The organism is Nocardia gamkensis NBRC 108242 (assembly GCF_001612985.1).
Taxonomy (GTDB): Bacteria; Actinomycetota; Actinomycetes; order Mycobacteriales; family Mycobacteriaceae; genus Nocardia; species Nocardia gamkensis.
Genome location: NZ_BDBM01000021.1, coordinates 79528 through 100601, shown reverse-complemented (window position 1 = coordinate 100601; position 21074 = coordinate 79528). Strand labels below are relative to the sequence as shown.

16 protein-coding genes are annotated in these 21074 nt (G+C 68.9%); 5 read left to right on the top strand and 11 right to left on the bottom strand.

Features of this window, described 5'->3' with window-relative positions; all coding sequences use genetic code 11:
- The first annotated feature begins 38 nt into the window (after positions 1–38).
- From mfd to NG1_RS18885, 3 genes are all read left to right on the top strand, one after another.
- Positions 39–3650: a transcription-repair coupling factor gene (gene mfd, locus NG1_RS18895; protein WP_062972583.1), complete on the top strand. Its 3612-nt coding sequence runs from the start codon at positions 39–41 to the stop codon at positions 3648–3650.
- Positions 3651–3799: 149 nt separating this feature from the next.
- Entirely contained in the window at positions 3800–4441 is a 642-nt protein-coding gene (locus tag NG1_RS18890; protein ID WP_245659956.1) for a nucleoside triphosphate pyrophosphohydrolase, read from the top strand.
- Between the two features lie 179 nt (positions 4442–4620).
- Positions 4621–5967, top strand: a complete 1347-nt coding sequence (locus NG1_RS18885) for a lipase family protein (RefSeq protein WP_245659953.1) — start codon at positions 4621–4623, stop codon at positions 5965–5967.
- A gap of 104 nt (positions 5968–6071) precedes the next feature.
- On the opposite strand, the gene NG1_RS18880 is transcribed toward NG1_RS18885, so the two are convergent.
- Positions 6072–7415 (bottom strand): lipase family protein, encoded by a 1344-nt coding sequence (locus NG1_RS18880; protein WP_062972579.1) that lies wholly within the window; start codon positions 7413–7415, stop codon positions 6072–6074.
- Between the two features lie 652 nt (positions 7416–8067).
- Here NG1_RS18880 and NG1_RS18875 point away from each other — a divergent pair.
- Positions 8068–8403 (top strand): hypothetical protein, encoded by a 336-nt coding sequence (locus NG1_RS18875; protein ID WP_062972577.1) that lies wholly within the window; start codon positions 8068–8070, stop codon positions 8401–8403.
- Between the two features lie 94 nt (positions 8404–8497).
- On the opposite strand, the gene NG1_RS18870 is transcribed toward NG1_RS18875, so the two are convergent.
- From NG1_RS18870 to NG1_RS18860, 3 genes are all read right to left on the bottom strand, one after another.
- Positions 8498–9073, bottom strand: a complete 576-nt coding sequence (locus NG1_RS18870) for a TerD family protein (protein ID WP_062972575.1) — start codon at positions 9071–9073, stop codon at positions 8498–8500.
- Positions 9074–9143: 70 nt separating this feature from the next.
- Positions 9144–9623, bottom strand: coding sequence for a hypothetical protein (locus tag NG1_RS18865; RefSeq protein WP_062972665.1), 480 nt, complete (start codon positions 9621–9623; stop codon positions 9144–9146).
- A gap of 142 nt (positions 9624–9765) precedes the next feature.
- Positions 9766–10221 carry a flavodoxin domain-containing protein gene (locus tag NG1_RS18860; protein ID WP_062972573.1) on the bottom strand — a complete coding sequence of 152 codons (456 nt, stop codon included), beginning with the start codon at positions 10219–10221 and terminating at the stop codon, positions 9766–9768.
- Positions 10222–10726: 505 nt separating this feature from the next.
- Here NG1_RS18860 and NG1_RS18855 point away from each other — a divergent pair.
- A complete protein-coding gene (locus NG1_RS18855) occupies positions 10727–12190 on the top strand; it encodes a stealth family protein (protein ID WP_084499020.1) in 1464 nt (487 codons plus the stop codon).
- On the opposite strand, the gene NG1_RS18850 is transcribed toward NG1_RS18855, so the two are convergent.
- From NG1_RS18850 to NG1_RS18820, 7 genes are all read right to left on the bottom strand, one after another.
- Positions 12138–13091, bottom strand: a complete 954-nt coding sequence (locus NG1_RS18850; protein WP_157114118.1) for a phosphodiesterase — start codon at positions 13089–13091, stop codon at positions 12138–12140. The genes NG1_RS18855 and NG1_RS18850 overlap by 53 nt on opposite strands.
- A 163-nt stretch (positions 13092–13254) precedes the next feature.
- Positions 13255–14343 carry a glycerol dehydrogenase gene (locus NG1_RS18845; RefSeq protein ID WP_062972571.1) on the bottom strand — a complete coding sequence of 363 codons (1089 nt, stop codon included), beginning with the start codon at positions 14341–14343 and terminating at the stop codon, positions 13255–13257.
- A 473-nt stretch (positions 14344–14816) separates the two neighbouring features.
- Positions 14817–16220 (bottom strand): MATE family efflux transporter, encoded by a 1404-nt coding sequence (locus tag NG1_RS18840; protein ID WP_062972569.1) that lies wholly within the window; start codon positions 16218–16220, stop codon positions 14817–14819.
- Positions 16221–16293: 73 nt separating this feature from the next.
- Positions 16294–17325, bottom strand: a complete 1032-nt coding sequence (locus tag NG1_RS18835) for a PLP-dependent cysteine synthase family protein (RefSeq protein ID WP_062972567.1) — start codon at positions 17323–17325, stop codon at positions 16294–16296.
- A 25-nt stretch (positions 17326–17350) separates the two neighbouring features.
- Positions 17351–18655, bottom strand: a complete 1305-nt coding sequence (locus tag NG1_RS18830) for an alanine racemase (protein ID WP_062972659.1) — start codon at positions 18653–18655, stop codon at positions 17351–17353.
- 94 nt (positions 18656–18749) lie between these two features.
- A complete protein-coding gene (locus NG1_RS18825; protein WP_040869666.1) occupies positions 18750–19712 on the bottom strand; it encodes an ornithine cyclodeaminase in 963 nt (320 codons plus the stop codon).
- A 19-nt stretch (positions 19713–19731) separates the two neighbouring features.
- Positions 19732–20829: a TauD/TfdA family dioxygenase gene (locus NG1_RS18820; protein ID WP_062972565.1), complete on the bottom strand. Its 1098-nt coding sequence runs from the start codon at positions 20827–20829 to the stop codon at positions 19732–19734.
- Positions 20830–21074 lie beyond the last annotated feature (245 nt).

Below are 21074 nucleotides of genomic sequence, written 5' to 3'. Positions count from 1 at the left end.
GCCGCTCGAACCGTGTCGCCTGCGCTCAGGAGTTGTCGATGTCCACCCACCGCCCACCGTTGGCGGGACTGGCCGCTGCGGCCGGTGCCGATACCTCGCTACGGACCGTCGCGGAGCTGATCGGCACCACGTCGGTCGCGTTGGTCGCGCCGTCGGCGGTGCGTCCGTTCGTAGCGGCGCGGGTGGCCGCCGAGCGGCCGCTGGTGGTGGTCACGGCCACGGGGCGGGAGGCCGACGACCTGACCGTCGAGCTGGCGGAGATGCTCGGTCCCGCGGTCGCGCAGTTCCCGTCCTGGGAGACGTTGCCGCACGAGCGGCTCTCGCCGGGCGCGGACACGGTGGGGCGCAGGCTGGAGGTGCTGCGCCGGATCGCGCACCCCGACGACCCGCATTTCCCCGCGCCACTGCGCGTGGTGGTGACCACGGTGCGATCGCTGATGCAGCCGATGGCGGCCGGTCTCGGCGACATCGAGCCGATCGTGCTGCGCGTGGGCGTCGAGCTGGACTTCGACGAATTGCTCGTGCGGCTGGTGGAATTCGCCTACACCCGGGTCGACATGGTGGGCAAGCGCGGCGAGTTCGCGGTGCGCGGCGGCATCCTCGATGTCTTCCCACCCACCGCCGACCATCCGGTGCGCGTCGAGTTCTGGGGCGACGAGATCACCGAACTGCGGCCGTTCGCCGTCGCCGACCAGCGCTCGCTGCCGGACGTCGCGGTGGACGTCGTGGTCGCGCCGCCGTGCCGGGAGCTGCTGCTCACCGCCGAGGTGCGCCAGCGGGCCGCCGAGGTGGCCACCGCCAACTCCGCCGACGCGGCGCTGGTGGAGATGCTGGAGAAACTGTCCCAGGGCATCCCGGTGGAGGGCATGGAAGCGCTGCTGCCGGTGCTGCGACCGGGCCAGCTGCGGTTGCTCACCGAGGTGCTGCCGGAAGGCACCCACGTGCTGCTGTGCGATCCGGAGAAGATCCGCACCCGCGCCGCCGACCTGGTGCGCACCGGTGAGGAATTCCTGGAGGCGTCCTGGACGGCTGCCTCGTTCGGTGGCGCCGCGCCGCTCGGCGGCCACGGGCTCGACCTCGCCGCGTCGGCCTACCAGCCGCTGTCCGACGTCCACGCCAGCGCCGACCGGCAGGGTCTGCCCTGGTGGACGCTGAGCCCGCTCGCCTCCGGCGATTCCTCCGAGGTCGTCCTGCGGGTGCTGCCCGGCCCCACCGCGCGCGGGTCCGACGAACTGGTGGCGACCATGTTCGCCTCGTTGCGCGCCCACGTGACCACCGGCGGCAGGGCCGTGGTGGTCGTCGCAGGTCACGGGACCGCGCAGCGCATCATGGAACGGCTGGCGGATGCCGACGTGCCCGCCGCGGCGCTGGAGACCGGCGCCGAGCCGAACGAGGGCGTGGTGGGCGTGCTGTGCGGCTCGCTGCACGACGGCCTGGTGTTCGAAGACGCCCGTTTGGTGGTGGTCGCCGAGTCCGACCTGACCGGCAACCGGGTCACCGCGCCGACCGAGGGCAAGCGGATGCCCGCGAAGCGGCGCAACCAGGTCGACCCGCTCGCGTTGAGCGCCGGTGACATGGTGGTGCACGACCAGCACGGCATCGGCAAGTTCGTCGAGATGATCGAACGCACCGTCGGCGGCGCCCGCCGCGAGTACCTGGTGATCGAGTACGCGCCGGGCAAGCGCGGCCAGCCCGGCGACCGGCTGTTCGTGCCGATGGAGTCGCTCGACCAGCTCTCCCGCTACGTCGGCGGCGAGATGCCCAGTCTGTCCAAGCTGGGCGGCTCGGACTGGGCCAACACGAAACGCAAGGCGCGCAAGGCCGTTCGCGAGATCGCGGGCGAACTCGTGCAGCTGTACGCGGCCCGTCAGGCCGCGCCGGGCCACGCCTTCGGGGCCGACACACCGTGGCAGAAGGAGATGGAGGACGCGTTCGCGTTCACCGAGACCGTCGACCAGATGACCGCCATCGCCGAGGTGAAGGCGGATATGGAGAAGCCGGTCCCGATGGACCGCGTGGTCTGCGGCGACGTCGGCTACGGCAAGACCGAGATCGCGGTGCGCGCGGCGTTCAAGGCGGTGCAGGACGGCAAACAAGTCGTCGTGCTGGTGCCGACCACGCTGCTCGCCCAACAGCATCTCCAGACGTTCGCCGAGCGTGTCGCGGGTTTCCCGATCACCGTGAAGGGCCTGTCCCGCTTCACCGATCCGGCCGACGCCCGCGCCGTGCTGGAGGGAATGGCCGACGGCAGCGTCGACATCGTGGTGGGCACCCACCGGCTGCTACAGACCGGCGTGCGCTGGAAGGACCTCGGCCTCGTCGTGGTCGACGAGGAGCAGCGGTTCGGTGTCGAGCACAAGGAGCACATCAAGGCGCTGCGCACGCACGTCGACGTGCTCACCATGTCGGCGACCCCGATCCCGCGCACCCTGGAGATGAGCCTGGCCGGGATCCGCGAGATGTCGACCATCCTCACCCCGCCGGAGGAACGCCACCCGGTGCTCACCTATGTGGGCGGGTATAACGACAAGCAGGTCACCGCCGCCATCCGCCGCGAACTGCTGCGCGACGGGCAGGTCTTCTACGTGCACAACCGGGTGTCATCGATCGACAAGGCCGCCAAGCGGATTCGTGATCTCGTGCCAGAGGCGCGGGTGGTGGTCGCGCACGGCCAGATGAACGAGGACGCGCTGGAGTCCACCGTGCAGGGTTTCTGGCAGCGCGAATACGACGTGCTGGTGTGCACCACGATCATCGAGACCGGCCTGGACATCTCCAACGCCAACACGCTGATCGTGGAACGCGCCGACGCGCTGGGCCTTTCGCAGTTGCACCAGTTGCGCGGCCGGGTCGGGCGCAGCCGGGAGCGCGGCTACGCCTACTTTCTGTACCCGCCGGAGAAGCCGCTCACCGAGACGGCCTACGACCGGTTGGCCACCATCTCGCAGAACTCCGACCTCGGCGCGGGCATGGCGGTCGCGATGAAGGACCTGGAGATCCGCGGCGCGGGCAACGTGCTCGGCGCCGAGCAGTCCGGTCACGTCGCGGGTGTCGGTTTCGATCTCTACGTGCGGCTGGTCGGCGAGGCCGTCGAGGCGTACCGCGCCGCCGCCGACGGCAAGCCGATCACCACCGAGGAGGTCAAGGAGGTGCGCATCGACCTGCCCGTGGACGCGCACATCCCGCCCGACTACATCGCCAGCGACCGGCTGCGCCTGGAGGCGTATCGCAAACTGGCCGCGGCGCAAGAGGATGCGGCGCTCGCGCTGGTCGTGGACGAACTCGTCGACCGTTACGGCCCGCTGCCGGTGGAGGTCGGGCGCCTGGTGTCGGTGGCCAAGTTGCGGCTGCTCGCCCGCGAGTACGAGGTCACCGAGATCGCGGTCACCGGGACGACGTTGAAGATCTCACCCCTGCATCTGCCCGATTCCAAGCAGATGCGGCTCAAGCGGCTCTACCCGAGCGCGGGATACCGCGCCGCGTCCGGAGTGGTGCAGCTTCCGTTGCCGCGTGTCGAGGACAGTGTCGGGGCCGAGCGCGTCCGAGATGTGGTGCTGCTGCAATTCGTCGCCGATCTGCTGCTGGCGTTGGACGGGAAGGCGCAAGGGGCGGTCGATCTCACCGTCGCCGCCGAGATGGCGCCGCGATGAGTTCGACGGGTCGCGACGAGTCCGTCCTTCGGGCCGCCCGGCATCGTGCCGCCGCGGGCGTGCCACCCGGTAGCGCGCCGAACGGCGACTCGCTGCCGCCCACGGACACGGCGGTGGTGGCGGCGGGGCTGGCCGGTGCGGTCGAGGTGATGGACCGCCTCTGGCATTTCGGTGGGTGGGAGGTCACCCAGACCCACGATTCCCTGCGTCCCTATCTGCTCGAGGAGACCTACGAGCTGCTCGACGCCATCCAGCACAGCGATACCGAGACGATCAAGGAAGAACTCGGGGACCTGCTGTTGCAGGTGCTGTTCCATTCCCGGATCGCCGAGGCGGCGGGGGAGTTCACGGTCGACGACGTCGCCGCCGCCCTGGTCGCCAAGCTGGTCAACCGCAGCCCGCACCTCGTCGACGCCCCGATCGATCCGTCCGCCTCGGTAGCGGAGAAGATCGCCGCGCAGGAACGCGCCTGGGAGGAGCGCAAATCCGCCGAGAAGTCCCGCCGCTCCTGCCTGGACGGCATCGCCACGGCCCAGCCCGCCCTGGCACTCGCCGAGAAGGTCGTCTCCCGCAGCACCAAGGCCGGTCTCCCGCCCGATCTCGTCCCCGAAGCGCTGCGGGTGGTGCGTCTCGGTGGTCCGGAAAGCGCCGAGGAACGTCTCCGCAAAGCGACGCTGACATTCGCCGCCGCTATCCGTGCGACGGAGGACTCGGCGGAAAAGGAGCGCGGTGAACGTTTCCCGCTCACCGCCGAGGACTGGCGCGCTTTCTGGCCGGAGGAAGACGAGTAGGCCGAGCGCCACTGTCACTGTGCGAGACGCCGCGATTGGGTTGGGTCACAGTGTGGGGATTGGTTGTCTGAGTTGTGTGACAGAGGCTCGGGTAGCGGGTGGGAAGGGCACTCGGCGGTGACTACTCTGGGCGCGTTCATCCGACTCCGAGGACGAGGCTTGTGAAAACCCTTCTGGCAGTGGCAGTTACCGTGCTCGTCAGCTCCGCTGCGCTCGGCGGGCAACCCGCCCACGCGGCGCCGCCCCCCGACCCGGCGCCGTTACCCGGGCCCGCGGGTCCGTCCCCGTTACAGGAATGGATCGACAACACCATTCCCGCGCCACCGCTGGCACCGGCGAGCCGAAATCCCGCCGGCGAAGACCACACCGCGCTATGGCAAGCGATCCTGTCCTCACCCACCGATGACCCGACCTTCGACACCTGGCCATCCGACCTCGACCAGCTCGACCCCGGCCAGGTCATCGAGATCCGAGACATCACCACAACAGCAGCAGCCCGCATGGCGGTTCCGATTCGGCGTGCGCTGCTGCTGAAGTTCCGGTCCACCTCGGCTTCGGGTGCACCGTCGTTCGGCACCGCGACGTTGATCACCCCGGCGGCCGAGTGGACCGGCGCGGGGCCGCAACCCGTGGAGGTGGACGCACTGCCGATCAACTCCCTCGGCTCGCATTGCACCCCGGGATATCAGATGTCGCACGGTCTCCTGGACAAACCCAACACAGATCTCACGGTCTTCATGCCATCGATCTGGTGGGCGCTCGGCCAGGGGCACGCGGTCCTCGTGCCCGATCACGAGGGCCCGCTGATGGCGTACGCCGAGCCGAATGTGGCCGGGCACGTGGTACTCGACTCGATTCGCGCCACCCGGACGGTGGGCGCGAACGACTTCGGCGACAGTCCTTTCGTGATCAGCGGCTACTCGGGCGGGGCGATCGCCTCCTACGCGGCGGCGATGCTGCTGCACGAATACGCGCCGGAGCTGGCAGGCACTGTGGTCGGAGCGGCCGCAGGCGGACTGGTCACCGACAACGAGAACGTCGCCCACCGGTTCAACGGCAATATCTCGTCCGGAATCCTCTTGTCGGTAGCGCTGGCGGTAGCGCGTGAACACCCCGAGATGGTTCCGTACATGAACCATCTCGCGCAGTGGGTGGCGACCTCACCGGTGAAGGACATCTGCGGCGATGCCGACGGACCGCTGGGCGTGCTCGGGTTCCCGATGGACGTCGTCGCGAATACCGGCAACGCGCTCGACGGCCCGATCGCCGAGAAGATGTTCGCCGAATTCGACCTGAGGGACCGGAAATCGGCTGTGCCGCTGTTCATCTACCACGGCCTGCACGACCCCTGGATCCCGCTCGATGACGCCCAGCGGACGTTCCGGCAGCAATGCGCCCTCGGTGTTCCGGCTGTCTTTCGCGTCGTGCCCGGCGAGCATTTGATCGGCTATGTCACCGGCTCGCCCGAGCTCGACAACTGGATTCTCGCGCGATTGCGCGGCGAACCGGCGCCGAGCGAATGCTGAGGTCCACAACTTTCGGGCAATCGCGCGCAACTGAACCGGCGACGCAGTTAGGATGACCGCAGCTCGTTTCCCGCTGTCACGGCAGCGGGAAACGAGCTGATAGGTCAGGCGCATTCGTTCGGTGCCTGCTCGCCACGTAACCTGGCGTCGATCCAGTCGCTGGCGCCTCCGGCTCCGATGAGCATCGCGGATACATGTTCGCCCGGCACCGTGCGGAATGCCGCCGGGACACCGAGGCCGCACTGTTGCCGGTACATCTTCTGAGGTCCCTGGATGGGAATCCAGAAGTCGTGCGACCCGTGGTAGATGTACAGCGGCACAGCCGATGTGCGGCCGGTCAGGTCGGTCAGTCGCTCGATACGTGCGGCGATATCGCTTTCGAGCGGATTCTCGATATTCGCCGCCACGTCGATCGGAATTCCCACCGCGCCGAGCGGGCCGTCGGCTTCGCCGCAGATATTCTTCAACGGCGAAGTTCCCACCCACTGCGCCAGATGATTCATGTACTTCAGCATCTCGGGATGTTCGCGCGCCATTGCCAGCGACACCGACAAGAGGATTCCGGATGCGCTGCGCCCGTTGAACGCGTGCGCCACGGCGCCATAGTCGGTCACCAACCCACCTATGGCCGCCCCCACCAGCACGTCTGACAGCTCCGGTGCGTATTCACGCAGCAACATCGCGGTCGCGTAGGAGGCGATCGCCCCGCCCGAGTAGCCGCTGACCGCGAAACCGCTGCCGGAGAACTCATCCGGAAACATCGATCGGATGGCACGAATCGAATCGAGAGTCATGTGCCCGGCGACGGTCGGCTCCGCATACGCCGATAACGGGCCCTCGTGGTCGGGTATCAGAACGGCGTGGCCTTTGCGCAGCGTCGACGCGACCCCCGGCAGGAAGACATTGATTCCGTTGTTGTCGCTGACGCCGTGCGCGAGGGTGTAACCGGGGGTGCAGTGCAGGCCCAGCGCGTTGATCGGCAGGGTGTCCACCTCCACCGGCCGCGGGCCGGGTCCCGGCCACGCGACGGCGGGGACGAGGAATGTCGCGGTGCCGAACGACGGTGCACCCGATGCCGAGGTGGACCGGAATTTCACCAGTCGGGCCTGAGCGATCGGGGCACCGACCAGCGTCGCTGCTGTTGTGGTGATGTCTCGGATCTCGATGACCTGGCCGGGGTCGAGCTGGTCGAGGTCGGATGGCCAGGTGTCGAAGGTCGGGTCATCGGTGGGTGAGGACAGGATCGCTTGCCATAGCGCGGTGTGGTCTTCGCCGGCGGGATTTCGGCTCGCCGGTGCCAGCGGTGGCGCGGGAATGGTGTTGTCGATCCATTCCTGTAACGGGGACGGACCCGCGGGCCCGGGTAACGGCGCCGGGTCGGGGGGTGGCGCCGCGTGGGCGGGTTGCCCGCCGAGCGCAGCGGAGCTGACGAGCACGGTAACTGCCACTGCCAGAAGGGTTTTCACAAGCCTCGTCCTCGGAGTCGGATGAACGCGCCCAGAGTAGTCACCGCCGAGGGCCCTTCCCACCCGCTACCCGAGCCTCTGTCACACAACTCAGACAACCAATCCCCATACTGTGACCCAACCCAATGACCTGCGCCTTCTCGCCAGTCGGCTCGATTGCCCCACAGGCAAATTCGCAGTGTCCACCCGGTGGACGACCCGATCGATCCGTCCGCGTCGGTTGCGGAGAAGATCGCCGCGCAGGAACGCCTCTGTGCGGAACGCAAATCAGCAGGGAGACTGAGACGATGCCGTACCCCGAGCTGAACGCGCGACCACGATGGCAATCGACCGGGAACGGCAGGTTTCCCGTCGCCGCCCACGTCGACGGCCAATGGTGGGTCTTGCGGATGAACGGTTTTCCCGACCATCCGCTGTGGACACTGTTCATCGACGGCGCACCGTGTTTCGACCTCGACGACCCCCCGGCCACCTGGGGTCGACCGAGCGCTCGATCTCTACCGCCGCTCGAGCCCGACACAGCGGAACAGATCTTGGCGCGCCTCGAGGACTTCATGGCCTACGGCAGCGAAGTAGGAAAACCCTGCGACGACCCGGTCTGCTGCGGTGGGGCTGCTGCACGTACGCATACTGGATGGCCGCATGGGTGACCGGCGACGTCACCGGCTCGGTGCTGGAGGCGACCGGGGACCGGCGCAGCGCTGCGGACTCCGTGGAGCAGTCGTTGCAGTTCATTCCGGTGCACGCCGCCAGGCATCAAGCGCTGACGCTGCTACGGTTCGCTCGGCTCACCGCCCCGGACGATCTCGACCACGCGGTGGCTGCGGCTGAAGAGGCTGTGGCGCTCTCGTGCAAGAACACCTCTCCGAGGTTGCGTGGAAAGTACTTGGAGACCCGCAAGCTCTTTGCTCCCTGGAGCGATACGCGCGCGGTACGAGACCTGGACGTATTCGCTGTAGGCGTCATCTAGGCTCCCACGAACGTCACCGCGCGGGTCTTCCGGAATTCGATGTCGTGCATCGAGCGGAAGAACCGTGCGGCGGCGTCAGGGAATTCGAACGCGGTCAGACGTTGACGCCGTAATCGCGTGCGATGCCCGCGAGACCCGACGCGTAGCCCTGGCCGATGGCGCGGAATTTCCACTCGCTGTTGTGGCGGTACAGCTCGCCGAAGATCATGGCCGTCTCGGTGGACGCGTCCTCGGTGAGGTCGTAGCGGGCCAGTTCGACGCCCGTGCCCGCGTCGACGACGCGGATGAAGGCGTTGCGGATCTGGCCGAACGACTGGCCGCGGGCGTCGGCGTCGTGGATGGACACCGGGAAGAAGATGTTGGTGATCTCCGGCGGGGCGGCGGTGAGGTCGACGTTGATCACCTCGTCGTCGCCTTCACCCGCGCCGGTGAGGTTGTCGCCGGTGTGCTCGATGGATCCATCGGGCGAACGCAGGTTGTTGTAGAAGATGAAATGCTGATCGGACAGCACTTTCAGGTTCGGTCCGCAGGCCAGCGCGCTGGCGTCGAGGTCGTAGTCGGCGCCGGTGGTGGTGCGTACGTCCCAGCCGAGCCCCACCGAGACTTTGGTGAGATTCGCCGCCTGCTTCGACAGCGAGACGTTGCCGCCTTTGGCCAGAGTGACGCTCATGATCCCCTTCCGCGCGGCACGGCCGGTGCCGCCTTCTCTCTGCTCCCGGAAACGTCGGGCTGCTTCAGTTCTAGTGGTCGGCCCAGGATCGCAGTGTGCTGACCCGATCCTTCAGCGCGCGCAGTTCGCTCTCGTCGTCGAGCACCGTGCGCTGGATGCCTTGCACGACCGCGAAGGCCGACTGGCGGTGGTCGTCGATCACGTCGACGTCGATGCGGACGGCGACGTAGTCGTCGGCGCCGGGCATCTGCTCGGCGACCACGTGCGCGGTGCCCCGGGCGCACATCGCCACGTTGCCCCCGCCGAGGATCAACAGCGCCACCTCGGGATGCTCGCGCAGCCGGGCCAGCGAGCCGCGATCATACTTCAGGCTGAGCAGGATTCGCCGGTCACCGGCCCGCACGGGCCAGGACACCGGAATCGCATGCGGCGCGGGATCGGTCGTCACCAGCACGCCGATCGTTTCCAGGGGCCATTCCGGGAGCACGTCCAGCTCGGGATGATCTGTCGAGTTGTGCTGACGTTGGGCGGGGCTCGCTCCGGCTGCCATCTTCGTCACCTCATGGATCGTCGAGCGCGGCGGGCTGTGCCGCGCTTGATAGCAGTCTAAGGTGCTGTGCCCCTTGCGCGCTGGCGCTGGGTGCTTTGTCCGGACCTCACTTCGCAGACCCGCGCCCGGTGCGCGGCGCCGGTCAGGCCGAGAGCAGCGCGGGAATGTCGAGCGCGGCGGCCCATCGCCGAGCCATGTCCCGGACGTGGATCTCGGTCGAGGCGTCGTGCCGCGCGTGTTCGCCGAGCTGGACGGCGCCGCGGGCGATGAGCTTCTCGGCGATGATCTCGCCGCCGCGGTTGAACGTGTCGCCGTAGACGGTGTCACCGAGCCCGAAGACGGCGAACCGCAGGCCGCCCAATTCCGGCGCACGGCGGTCGAGCGCGTCGGCGAAGGGCTCGGCGCCGGTCGGCAGGTCGCCGTCGCCGTAGGTCGAGCACACCACGACGTGGAAGTCGCGGACGTCCAGATCCTCGACGTCGAACTCCGCCATATCGTGCACCGAGACCTCGTGCGCCCCGCGCAGTTCCTCGGCGATGCTGTCCGCCGCGGACTCCGCGGTACCCATCTCGGTTCCGAACAGGATGACGACACGCACCGGCGCAACCCTTTCTCCAGCGTGAATATGGTGAGGCTACCCTAACTATAGCCGAAGATGCGCTGCGGCTCCGGTGGATGGGCGTCACCGGCGTCAGGGGCCGAACACGGGCGGTCGAGCTGCAACGATTGACGGAATCCCCAGCGCGTTGCATCATTCGTAAGGGTGCCCGGTGTTTTCTGGGCTGACCACTTTTCGCCGGCCGATGACTGTCCGGCTGCGCGGTTGCCACCCGTGCCCTTCGAGTTCTCGCACGAGTGCAGCGCTTCCATCCATGACGCTTCGCGCGTCCGGCCGTGAGTGAGGTGAATACGAAATGGTCTACCAGTCGTCTGCATTCCAGGTGATCAATTCGCGCGCCCGCTTCGGTTCCCTTCCCCACTTCTGAATGTCACCGCGCCGGGCGCGGTCTTCTCTCGCCGATGTCTCGCATCGGCGGACTCGCGGCTCGGCGCGGTGCCCCGGACGTATCGAAACCGGTGGATCGACGGATGTGGAGACAGTCATGGTGGACAGGGGAGCAGTGGATTCGGGGGCAGTGGAAATGGTGACGCGGCTGATGGCGAGCAACTTCGCCGTGTCGGCTGCGACGATCGCGGATCTCGGGTATCTGCGCGCGGAGCTGGCGGCCGCGGAGGTGCCGTTTCTGCTCGTACGCGACGGCGAGCACCGGCTCGTGCTCGCGGCGGACGCGGCGCACCGCCTGATGGTGCGCCGGGTGACCGCCGCGGCGATCTCGGCCGGATTCACCTGCGTCGAGGTGCAGCACAATGTCTTCCGGCTCGGGCGCGACCATGATCCGGCGCATCACGTCGAGCTGGAACTGTGGGAGTACCACGGTGACACGGTGACCTGTCCGCGCCCGAACGCGCTGACCAGGACGGTCTTCGACCTCGCCGATGTCCAGCGCACGCAGGTGCGGCTGTTCGACCGGACCTGGCCCACCCTGGTGGATATGTTCGCGCCGCAGACCGACGACGTCGGTTTCGACATCGACCTGGTGTTCTCCTGGGTGGACGGCTCCGATCCGGAATTCCGTGCCCGCCGCGCCGGGATGCTCGCCCAGGTAGTGGTCGGCGAGGGCGACGACGCGGACGCCAGGATCCGGCAGATCGACGAGTTGAAGTACGCCCTGCGGTCGGTGCACAAGAACGCGCCGTGGATCCGCAGGATCTTCATCGCGACCGACTCCACGCCGCCGCGCTGGCTGACCGCGCACCCGAAGGTGACCGTGGTGCGGGCGGTGGACCACTTCCGCGACGTCAGCGGTTTGCCGGTGTTCAACTCGCACGCGGTGGAATGCCAGTTGCAGCACATCGACGGGCTCAGCGAGCACTTCCTGTACTCCAACGACGACATGTTCTTCGCGCGGCCGGTGCGTCCGTCGATGTTCTTCACGCCGGGCGGCGTGAGCCGGTTCATCGAAGCGGACCTCAGAATCGGTCCGGGGCACAGCGACGAGCGGCGCAGCGGTTTCGAGAACGCCGCGCGGGTGAACCGGGCGCTGCTGGCCGATCGCTTCGGTCATGTCATCACCCGGCACTTGGAGCACACGCCGGTGCCGTTGCGGCGCAGCGTGCTGCTGGAGATGGAAGAGGAATTCGCCGGTGACTTCGCGCGCACCAGCGCGAGCCGGTTCCGGGCGGCCACCGACATCTCGGTCACCAATTCGCTGTACCACTACTACGCCATGCTGACCGGGCGCGCGGTGCCGCAGGAGGCGGCGAAGGTGCGCTACGTCGACACCACCAGTTACCGCGGACTGACCTTGCTCGACGGGCTGGCGCGCAGGCGCGACATCGACTTCTTCTGCCTCAACGACGGCAGTTTCCCCGAGGTCGCCGAGTCGGAGCGGGTGCGGATCGTCTCGGAGTTCCTCGCCGCGTACTACCCGGAGCCCGCGCCGTGGGAGCGGTTCAGCACACCGCCTCGTCATCCGCTTCCGGAGCCGACGCAGGGCGCCGCATGACGTGCGGGATGCGCCCGGCGGGCGGGATCACGATGCCCTCCTCCGCCAGCCGCCGCTGCGCCTCCTCCGGCGTCGCGGGAACGCCGACCGTGCTGCCGCGTTCGATCGGCACCACCGAGTGCACCACGGTGTCCGGGTAGATGTGCACGTAGTTGAAGGCCTGCGCGCCGTCCCGGCCGCGCAGGCCGCCGTGGGCCACACCGAGATCCTGGCTGTAGCAGGTGGCCGACGCCACCGAGACCGGGATGCCCGCGAAGGTCGCGCTGGTGGAGAAGTGCAGGTGTCCCGCGAGGATGGCGCGCACGTCGCTGCCGTCCAGCACGTCGGCCAGTCTGCGCTGATCGCGCAGTTCCACGGTGACGGCGAGGTCGACCACGCACGGCACCGGCGGATGGTGCATGGCCAGGATGGTGCCGAAGGGAGCGGGCTCGGCCAGCACCGAGCGCAGCCACTCCAGCTGGCCGTCGGAGATCTCGCCGTGGTGGTGCCCGGGGACCGAGGTGTCCAGGGCGATGACACGCAGCCCGTCGATCAGGTGCACTCGATCCAGCGGGGAAGTCGTGGGGTACTCGCCGAGCAGGCGGGCGCGCAGGGCGGCGCGGTCGTCGTGGTTGCCGGTCACCCACACGATGGGCGCCTGCAAACTCCTAGCGAACGGATCGACGATCGACTTCAGCTTGGCGTATGCGGCGGGCTCGCCCCGATCGGTGAGGTCGCCGGTGAACACGATCGCGGTCGGTCGGATCCGGCTGGCCGCGGCTTGCTCGAGCAGTTGCCGTAACCGCAGGTCGGCGTCGACATCGCCGTACAAGGGGTCGTCGCCCGCGATGAGATGTGTGTCGCTGAAGTGGAACAACACGTGATCCGGACGCGGATACTCCGCGACTCTGGTGATGGACACCGGACCGAACTCCTCCTGGCGGTTTGCCCGCCATTGGCTTGGCTCCGTCGCCACGATAGCGTCGGTTACGGACAGGTTTCCCGACGTTTGATGAAGACACGCTTGCGGGAAGGTGAGTTTTCGGTGTCGAACGCTGGGAAAACGCCGACCGGTGTGGGATTGGTCACCGGCCGAGCGCGTCGGCGGTGCGCAGGGCGTCCACCACCATCACGGCATCCACCGTGAAGGGTTCGTTGTGGATGGTCTCGCCCGCGGCGGTCGCCCGCTTCGCGATGGCCCACAGCGTCTCGTCGTCGGCGTCGGGCAGACCGAGTGCGGCGAGCGTGGTCGGCAAGCCGACCTCGGCGCAGAAATCGAGCACCGTGCCGATCTCGGACGCGGGCGCGCCCTCCAGCACCAGTTGGGTGACGGTGCCGAAGGCCACCTTCTCGCCGTGCAGGAACGGGCGCGTCCGCGCGGCGGCGGTGAGACCGTTGTGCACGGCGTGCGCCGCGGCCAGCCCCGACGATTCGAAGCCGAGCCCGGACAGCAGCGTGTTGGCCTCGACGACGCGCTCCAGCGCCGGTGTGACGCTGCGCGCGCGGATTGCGGTCAGCGCCTGCGCACCGTCGGCGAGCAGGGTGCGGTAGCAGAGTTCGGCCAAGGCGGTGGCGCTGCGCGTGGAGGCCCCGCCGCGCATATTGCGCACCTGGGCGGCGCTGCATGTGCGCGCCTCGAACCAGGTGGCCAAGGCGTCGCCCATCCCCGCGGCCAGCAGCCGGGCCGGGGCCTGCGCGACCACCGAGGTGTCCACCAGCACCAGCGCCGGATTCCGCCGGACCAGCTGATACGCCTCGAACTCACCCGCATCGGTGTAGATCACCGACAGCGCGCTGCACGGGGCGTCGCTGGAGGCGGTGCTGGGGCAGCTGATCATCGGCAGGTCGAGATCGTCGGCGACCGCGCGCGCCGCGTCGAGCACCTTGCCGCCGCCCGCGCCGAGGACCACCGTGCTACCGGACTGTTCGACGGCGTGAGCGATCCGCGCGATCTCCGCCCTGCTGCATTCCCCGCCGGACAGATGAATGGAATAGGCGATCTTCGCGTCGGTAAGCGAGCGTTCCCAGGTGTCGGCGAGCAGCCGGAAGGCACTCGATCCGGCCACGATCAGCACCGGACCGCCGATCCCGAGCCGCGTCATCTCCGCGCCGAGCGCGGCGGTGGCATCCCGGCCCTGCACATAATGTCCCGGCGAGGAGAACACACTCAGCACCTGGCACCTCCCGATCCCGGGCCGCGCGCACGAAACGGAATACGAGCCCGGCCGACGACCCTTCAACGCTAACGTGAAGCACGCTGTTCGGCGGCCTCGGTCGACCGAACTCGCCGTGCGCCCGCCCTACGGCGCATCGCATCGTGCGGCAGTGCCCGGCGCGGCTCCGCCCGCGAACTTCGGCGCTCCGGTGCCGGTCGTCGGCGCACCGGGCGTACGGCAGCCGGAACTCGGCGCCGACCCCGATCGGCCGCCGTGTCGGCGCTCGAACGGGCAGGCCTTCCAGCGGCTCAGGCACTCGCTCTCGGCTGCTTTACCCATTGGGTCGGCGTTGGCCGGAGCAGCCTCGCAGAAGTGTCGCGTACCGCATCGGGCACCGAAGGGCCGCTGTCGTCGGACGGTTGCCCGGGATCGAGGCGGCTTCCACGATCGCCAGCGCCCCTGCCGCCACCCGGGGAGCGCTCGCGGCGGCGTCAACCGGGCGTGGTGAGCGTTTCCGGGAGCAGGCGGGGCCGCTCGCGTTCCCGCTCGCCGAGCAAGGCGAAGTAGCGGCGCAGCATGAGGACGGCGGTGGTGGCCAGGCCTGCGGTGAGGCCCCACCAGACGCCCGCCGCGCCGAGACCCGCGGGGTAGGCCAGCAGCAGGGCGACGGGCAGGCCGACGCCCCAGTAGCCGATCAGCGAGAGCCGGAAGCCCGCGTTGGTCGCCTTGAGCCCGCGCAGCAAACCGTTGCCGATGTTCTGGGCGGCGTCGAAGAACTGGAGCACGATGCCGATCAGCAGCAGGGTGTGCGCGACCCGGATGGTGTCGGCGTCCGAGGAATCCAGGAAGGGGCGCAGCACCAGATCGGGGGCGACCACGTACACCGCGCCCGTCACCGCCGCGATGACCGCGGCGTGCCGCAGCGCGAGCCACGCCAGCGCGCGTGCGTGCGTGTGCTCGTCGCGCGCGACCGCGTGGCTGACCAGGATCGACGCACCGTGCGACAGGCCGATCGCGACTTGGAAGACGATGTAGATGATCTGGTAGACGACGTTGTGGGCGGCCAGCGCGGCGGGGCCGATGCTGCCCATGACGAGGGCGAGCACCGAGAACATGCCCGCCTCGGAGCCGTAGGTCAACGCGATCGGCGTGCCCAGTTTCAGCTCGGCGCGCACGGTGCTCAGCCGCACCGGCAACGGCGTCACGGGCAGGGTGCGGCCGAGTTCGTCGTCCCGCCACACCATCGCCCAGAACACGCCGAAGGTGATCAGGAAGACGAGCGAGGTCGCGACTCCGATACCGGTCAGCCCGAGCTCGGGCAGCCCGCCCTTGCCGTGGATGAAGCCGAGGGCCAGCAGCAGGTTCAGCGCCACCGAGCCGAGCGTCACCAGCAACAGCGCCTGCGGGCGCTGCATGCCGACCGTGTATTGGCGCAGCACCTGGAACCACAGGCAGGGCAGCAGGCCCGGTGCGAGCGCCACCAGCAGGGGACGGGCGTCGGCGAGCACGCCCGGGTCCTGCCCGAGCCACGGCAGCACCCAGCCCAGCCCGATCAGTACCGCGCCGCCGAGCAGGCCCGCGACCGTGGCGATCGCGAAGCTCGAGCGCAGCAGGTCGCGGATCTCCGGATCCGGCGAGTCGCCGCGCTTGCCCGCCGCGCTCACGGCGGTGGCGATCTGGTTGCCGCTGCCGGTGATCAAGCCGACGCACATGGTGCGGATCTGGTTGAACAGCACGATCGCCAGGCCGCCCGCGGCCACCTGCCGCACGCCGAGCGTGCCCATCAGCGCGATGTTGGTGGTGGACACCGCGATCTGGGCCAGCTGGGTCAGCGCGATCGGCGTCGCGAGCGCGGTGAGCCGCCCGCCGTCGCCGCGGAAACTCGTCACGATCACCGGTTCTCCTTCGCGGAAGGCGGGAGCGCGGTCCCGCGCGGGCGCAACGTCATGCGGTACGAGCGATCGGACCTCACCGCGCTTGCACCAGCGTGTTCCTGGCAGCGGGCGTGTAGCGCCGCAGCAGTTCCGCGACCTCGCGTTCGGCGTCGGCGTCGAGCAGGTCGCGCTCGTTCATCCAGTCGTCGTCGAACACGGTGTCCAGGTATTTCTCCCCGCCGTCGCAGACGATGGTGACCACGGTCGAGCCCGGCGGGAACTCCTCCAGCCGGGTCAGTCCGGCGTGCACCGAACCGCCCGCCGACCCGCCGATCATCAGGCCGAGCTCGGCCGCCACCGCCCTGGCGGTCGCGAAGGCCGCCACGTCGGAGACCTTCACGCCCTCGTCCAGCAGCGAATAGTCGACGGCGGTGCCGATGGTGGCGCCCGGCGGGGTGCCGGTGCCCGACTGCCAGTACGGGCCGCCGGGCCCGCCGAAGGCGATCGAACCGACCGGCTCGACGCCGATCACGTAGGGCGGGCAGCCGAGCTGGCGCAACCGGGTCGCGGTGCCGAACAGCGAACCTCCGGTTCCCACCGCGGACAGCAGGATGTCGACCCGCTCGACGTCCTCGAGCAATTCCTCCGCCACCGGGTAGTAGCCCACCGCGTTGGCGTCGTTGTTGTGCTGCTCGGTGAAGAATGCGTCGGCGCGCTCGGCCGCCATCGCCTCGGCCAGGTCCTCCCGCGCCGAGGTGGCGAGATTGTCGTCGCCCTCGTCGGCGACGTACACGAGTTCCGCACCCATTGCCCGCATCGCGCGCAGTTTGTCCTTACATGCGTGATGGTCGACCACTGCGGTGAAGCGATACCCACGTTCGGCGGCGACTACCGCCAGGCCGAGCCCGGTGTTGCCGGACGTGGACTCGATGATATGTCCACCACTGCGCAGCAAACCGCGACGCTCGGCATCGAGCACCATTTCGCGCGCCATTCTGATCTTGGCCGCGCCGGTCGGGTTGAACTGCTCGAGTTTGAGCAGCAGGCGGGTGCCTGTCGCGGTGGCCGCGAGCTCGAACAGCGGCGTGCGACCGATCAGATCCGTCACGCGCGTGACGAGCGGCATTGATGTCTCCTGGTTCGGGTCGGGGTCAGCTACCGTCGCGGGTCCAGCGGAAGCGCTCGCCGGGCGCGTCGTGCAGCACGACTTTCGGTGGGATGGGCAGTTCGTGGAAGGCGGACTCGTTCGAATCCATCTGATAGCCGGCGGTATTCGGGTAGATCAGCAGGTCGCCGACCTCGGCGGGGCGCGGCAGCGGCACCCGGCGCCAGCTCAGCATGTCGGAATCCAGACAGCTGGCCGCACCGACGCACGTCGGCGTCACGGCGCCGGGGCGCGCGGGCCACAGCACCGGATCGGGCAGGTACTCGCTGTCGAACCACTGCTCCGAGAGGCTGAGACTGGTGCCGTCGACGGTGAGCAATCGGTAGGGCTTGCCGTGCGCGTGCCTGGTCTTGCCGCCCTGCACGCGGAAGACGGTGCAGCCCGCGTGCGCGAGCAGCGCGCGGCCCGGTTCGATCGCAAGTCGCACAGCGTTGTCGCGCAGTCGCCCGGCGAGATCGTCGTGGTCAAGGATCTGTGTGAGCATGGCCGCGCCGGGCACCGGAAAGTGGTACGGATAGTACGAATCGAAGGACTTTCCGGAGTGGAACCACTGCCTGCCCATCCCCGCGGTGAACTCCAGGGCGGCGTCCGCCGGAACGTAGTCGACGCCGAAGCCACCGCCGATCGACACGGTGGTGGCCGGATGCCCCAGTGTGCGCGCGTGCAGGCAGCGGGCGATCAGCTCGCCCGCCAATTCCGCGCGCGCGACCGCGTCGTAGCCGGACAGGTGAAAACTGAAGCCTTCCAGCCGGATCGATGCGCGAGCGCCGCACAGCGCCAGCGCGTCCTCGATTTCGCCGGATGTCATGCCGAATCGGCTGGCCGAGGCGGCGGGCAGCACGCGAAGCAGCACGCGCGCGGGCTCCCCGGCAGACGTGAGCGCGGCGAGCCGCTCGAGTTCGCCGAGGTCGTCCACGGCGATGAGCGAACCGTGCCGGGCGGCCAGCCACAGCAGATCGTCCGCCTTGGCCGGGCCGGTCACCATGAGCTCGGGGCCGCGCACGCCCTGCGCCAGCGCGGCGGTCAGCTCGCCGGCGCTGGCGACGTCGACGCCGGCGCCGTGTTCCGCGCACGCGCGCGCCACACAAGCGGCCTTGTTCGCCTTCTTGCCGTAGTAGATCGTGCCGTGCACTCCGGCGCGGGTGAAAGCGGCGCGGAAGGCCCGGATGTTGTGGCCGACCCGTGCCGGATACATCACATGGAACGGGCCGCCCATCGCGAAAGACAGGTCACCGAGCAGGTTCGGATCGGCGAGCAGGCGGCGCTCCCACGGGTCCAGATGCGCGGGCATCGGTGACGCGCTGATCGACTCGTGCGCGTTCGCGTCGGCCCCCGGCTCCACGGCGATACTCGACTGTTCTAGCCCCACCGCGTACCTCCGTGCGCTAGTCCCACAGCGGCACCTCCGTACCACGGCCCTCCGCGATCGCCCGCTCGGCCAGCGCGTGGGCCACCGCGATGTCGGTCAGCACCAGTCCGCTGTTGTACACGAAGACGCGTTCGTCGTCCGAGCGGCGCGCCACCGCACGACGATTCAGGATCTGCGGCAGCTCGGCGTCCACCGCGCGCAGCGTGCCGTCCGGCCCTGCCATGTCGGTGCCGGTCAGCGCCATCTGCTCGGCACTGGTCGCGATCACGCGATCGGCCTCCGCCAGCGTCGAGGGCGCGAGGCCGTAGCCGACCAGCACCGCCACCGAACCGGGTGCCAGATCCTCGGATTCGAGCGCCACCTCGGTGGCCGGCCCCGCGGTGGCCAGCACCACATCGGCCGTGGCCGCCGCGGCGCGCGGATCGGTCACGGTCTCGAGCAGGGCGTGCGGATGATGCTCGGCGAGCCCGCGGTGCACGGCTTCCAACCCCTCCGGGTGGGTGCCGTAGACCATCAGTTTGCGCAGCTGCGGGTTGGCGGCGAGCAGATGCGGCAGGGCGTTGCGGCCCTGGGTGCCGGTACCGATCAGCAGCACGCTCTCCGCGCCGCGCCGGATCGTCTCGCGCACAAGCAGCGCCGACACCGCGGGCGTGCGCAACGCGCCGACCCGGGCACAATCCATCATCGCGATCGGCGCACCGGTGCTGTCGTCGTAGAGCGTGATGGTCGTGTAGTACCGCTTGGTGCTGCGATCGTGGCCGGGGTCGAACTTGTAGGAGGTCTTCATCGCCACCACGCGCCTGCGGCCGTCCCGGCCGAGCATGGCGTAGGCGACCGACCAGCCGTCCGGGTTCGCGACGCTGAGTTTGCGCGGGTTGTCCGAATCGCCCGCCGCGAAGGCGAGATACGCCTCCTCCACCGCGCGCACCACCGCGGCCGGTGTGATCGGCACGTCGGCGAGGTCGCTGCGGCTCAACACCCGCAAAGGTGTGCTTCGGTCACGCGTGCTCAAGGGGTCCTCGATCATGTCGTACTGCATCCCGCTCATGAGTGCCGCTCGCGACCGGCGGGGTGTCCGCCGTCCGGAACGGGGCCACGATTTGTTGCCCGTAGCCATTCTCGTCGGCTTCCTCGGCCCGCCGCTGTCGTTCCGGAAGCCGGATGTTCACTCGCTTGAGCCATCGGTCGGTGCCGTCGTATCGCGCGGTGAACGGTACCCGGCCGTGCACGGCGACGTCGTTGTCCACCAACAACAACTCACCGGGGGACAGCGTGGCGGTCACGCAGACGCGTTCGAGTTCGGCGGCGAGTTGTTCGTAGGCTGCCCGGAATTCGGCGTCCGCCTCGGCGAGCGGAGTGTATGCGGGGTCGTAGCGCAGTGTCTGCCGGTCGGGACCGGCAGCGCTCCACAGCGTCGGAATGGCTGCGGCAGAGTATGTTTCGTGCCCGTTGCCGTAGGAGACGTCGGGCAGGATCGGCAGGGCGGGAGTGCTGAGCAATGCGCGCTGCTCGGTGGTGAGTTCGATCCGGCGCACCGACGAGACGGTGGTGCCCACCAGGTCCGGGTTACGCAGGCAACCGAGCATCAGTATGTGGGCGCGTTGCGGATGGAAGGCGTCCTCGGTATGCGGGCTCAGTAGCACTTCGCTACTGGCGCCGGACTGTTCGTATTCGTGACCGGCCGCGGGAACGATGTTGTTGACCAACCGTCCGCCTTGCTGCCCCTGCCAGCCGAACGGCTCACCCGTGCTGCGCGCGAGCAAGAGCATGACCAGGTCGAGTTCGAACGAACGCGCGCGGCGCACCGGATCGCCGCTCCAGCTCGCCGCCTCGCGCCAGCTCGGCGGCGTGGGTCCGAATTCGTTGTCCGCCAGCGGAAGACGTCCTACGATCGCGGCGCCTGCCGCGGTGGCCGGCGGGCGCATGGCCTCGCGCACCTCGGTCGGGAGTTCCGTGGCGCCCGCATCGATCCGTTCGATGATCGCCGGGTCCGTGAGGGTGCGCGCGGCGGTGGCCGGATCGGTGAGCGCGTGATCGAGTGTGGCGGATATCGCTCTGGCGAGCTCCCGCACCGCCCGGCCCGCCGCCGCGGACATCTCACGTCGTTCGAGGTCTTGTGGGTGAAGCGTCTTACGTTCGGAGAGAACGCTTTTCACCAAGGGTCCCTTCTTCGCATCGGTTCGAAAAGCAGGGGTCACGTTCTGTATGGGAAGGTATCCCTTCCGCCTTAGTGAAGCAAGGCTTACCTAAGCGAGTCGGCGAAAAAATAGCCGGATCGTATAACCACGCCTCGATCCGGACCCACGGTCGGCGGGTGCGCTCGCGCGATCCGGGAGTTTGC

Coding starts and splice junctions, on each gene's coding strand:
- mfd (WP_062972583.1), top strand. CDS start 39: ATGTCCACCCACCGCCCACCGTTGGCGGGACTGGCCGCTGCGGCCGGT.
- NG1_RS18890 (WP_245659956.1), top strand. CDS start 3,800: ATGGACCGCCTCTGGCATTTCGGTGGGTGGGAGGTCACCCAGACCCAC.
- NG1_RS18875 (WP_062972577.1), top strand. CDS start 8,068: ATGGCCGCATGGGTGACCGGCGACGTCACCGGCTCGGTGCTGGAGGCG.
- NG1_RS18870 (WP_062972575.1), bottom strand. CDS start 9,073: ATGAGCGTCACTCTGGCCAAAGGCGGCAACGTCTCGCTGTCGAAGCAG.
- NG1_RS18865 (WP_062972665.1), bottom strand. CDS start 9,623: ATGGCAGCCGGAGCGAGCCCCGCCCAACGTCAGCACAACTCGACAGAT.
- NG1_RS18855 (WP_084499020.1), top strand. CDS start 10,727: ATGGTGGACAGGGGAGCAGTGGATTCGGGGGCAGTGGAAATGGTGACG.
- NG1_RS18835 (WP_062972567.1), bottom strand. CDS start 17,325: ATGCCGCTCGTCACGCGCGTGACGGATCTGATCGGTCGCACGCCGCTG.
- NG1_RS18830 (WP_062972659.1), bottom strand. CDS start 18,655: ATGCCCGCGCATCTGGACCCGTGGGAGCGCCGCCTGCTCGCCGATCCG.
- NG1_RS18820 (WP_062972565.1), bottom strand. CDS start 20,829: ATGTCCGCGGCGGCGGGCCGGGCGGTGCGGGAGCTCGCCAGAGCGATA.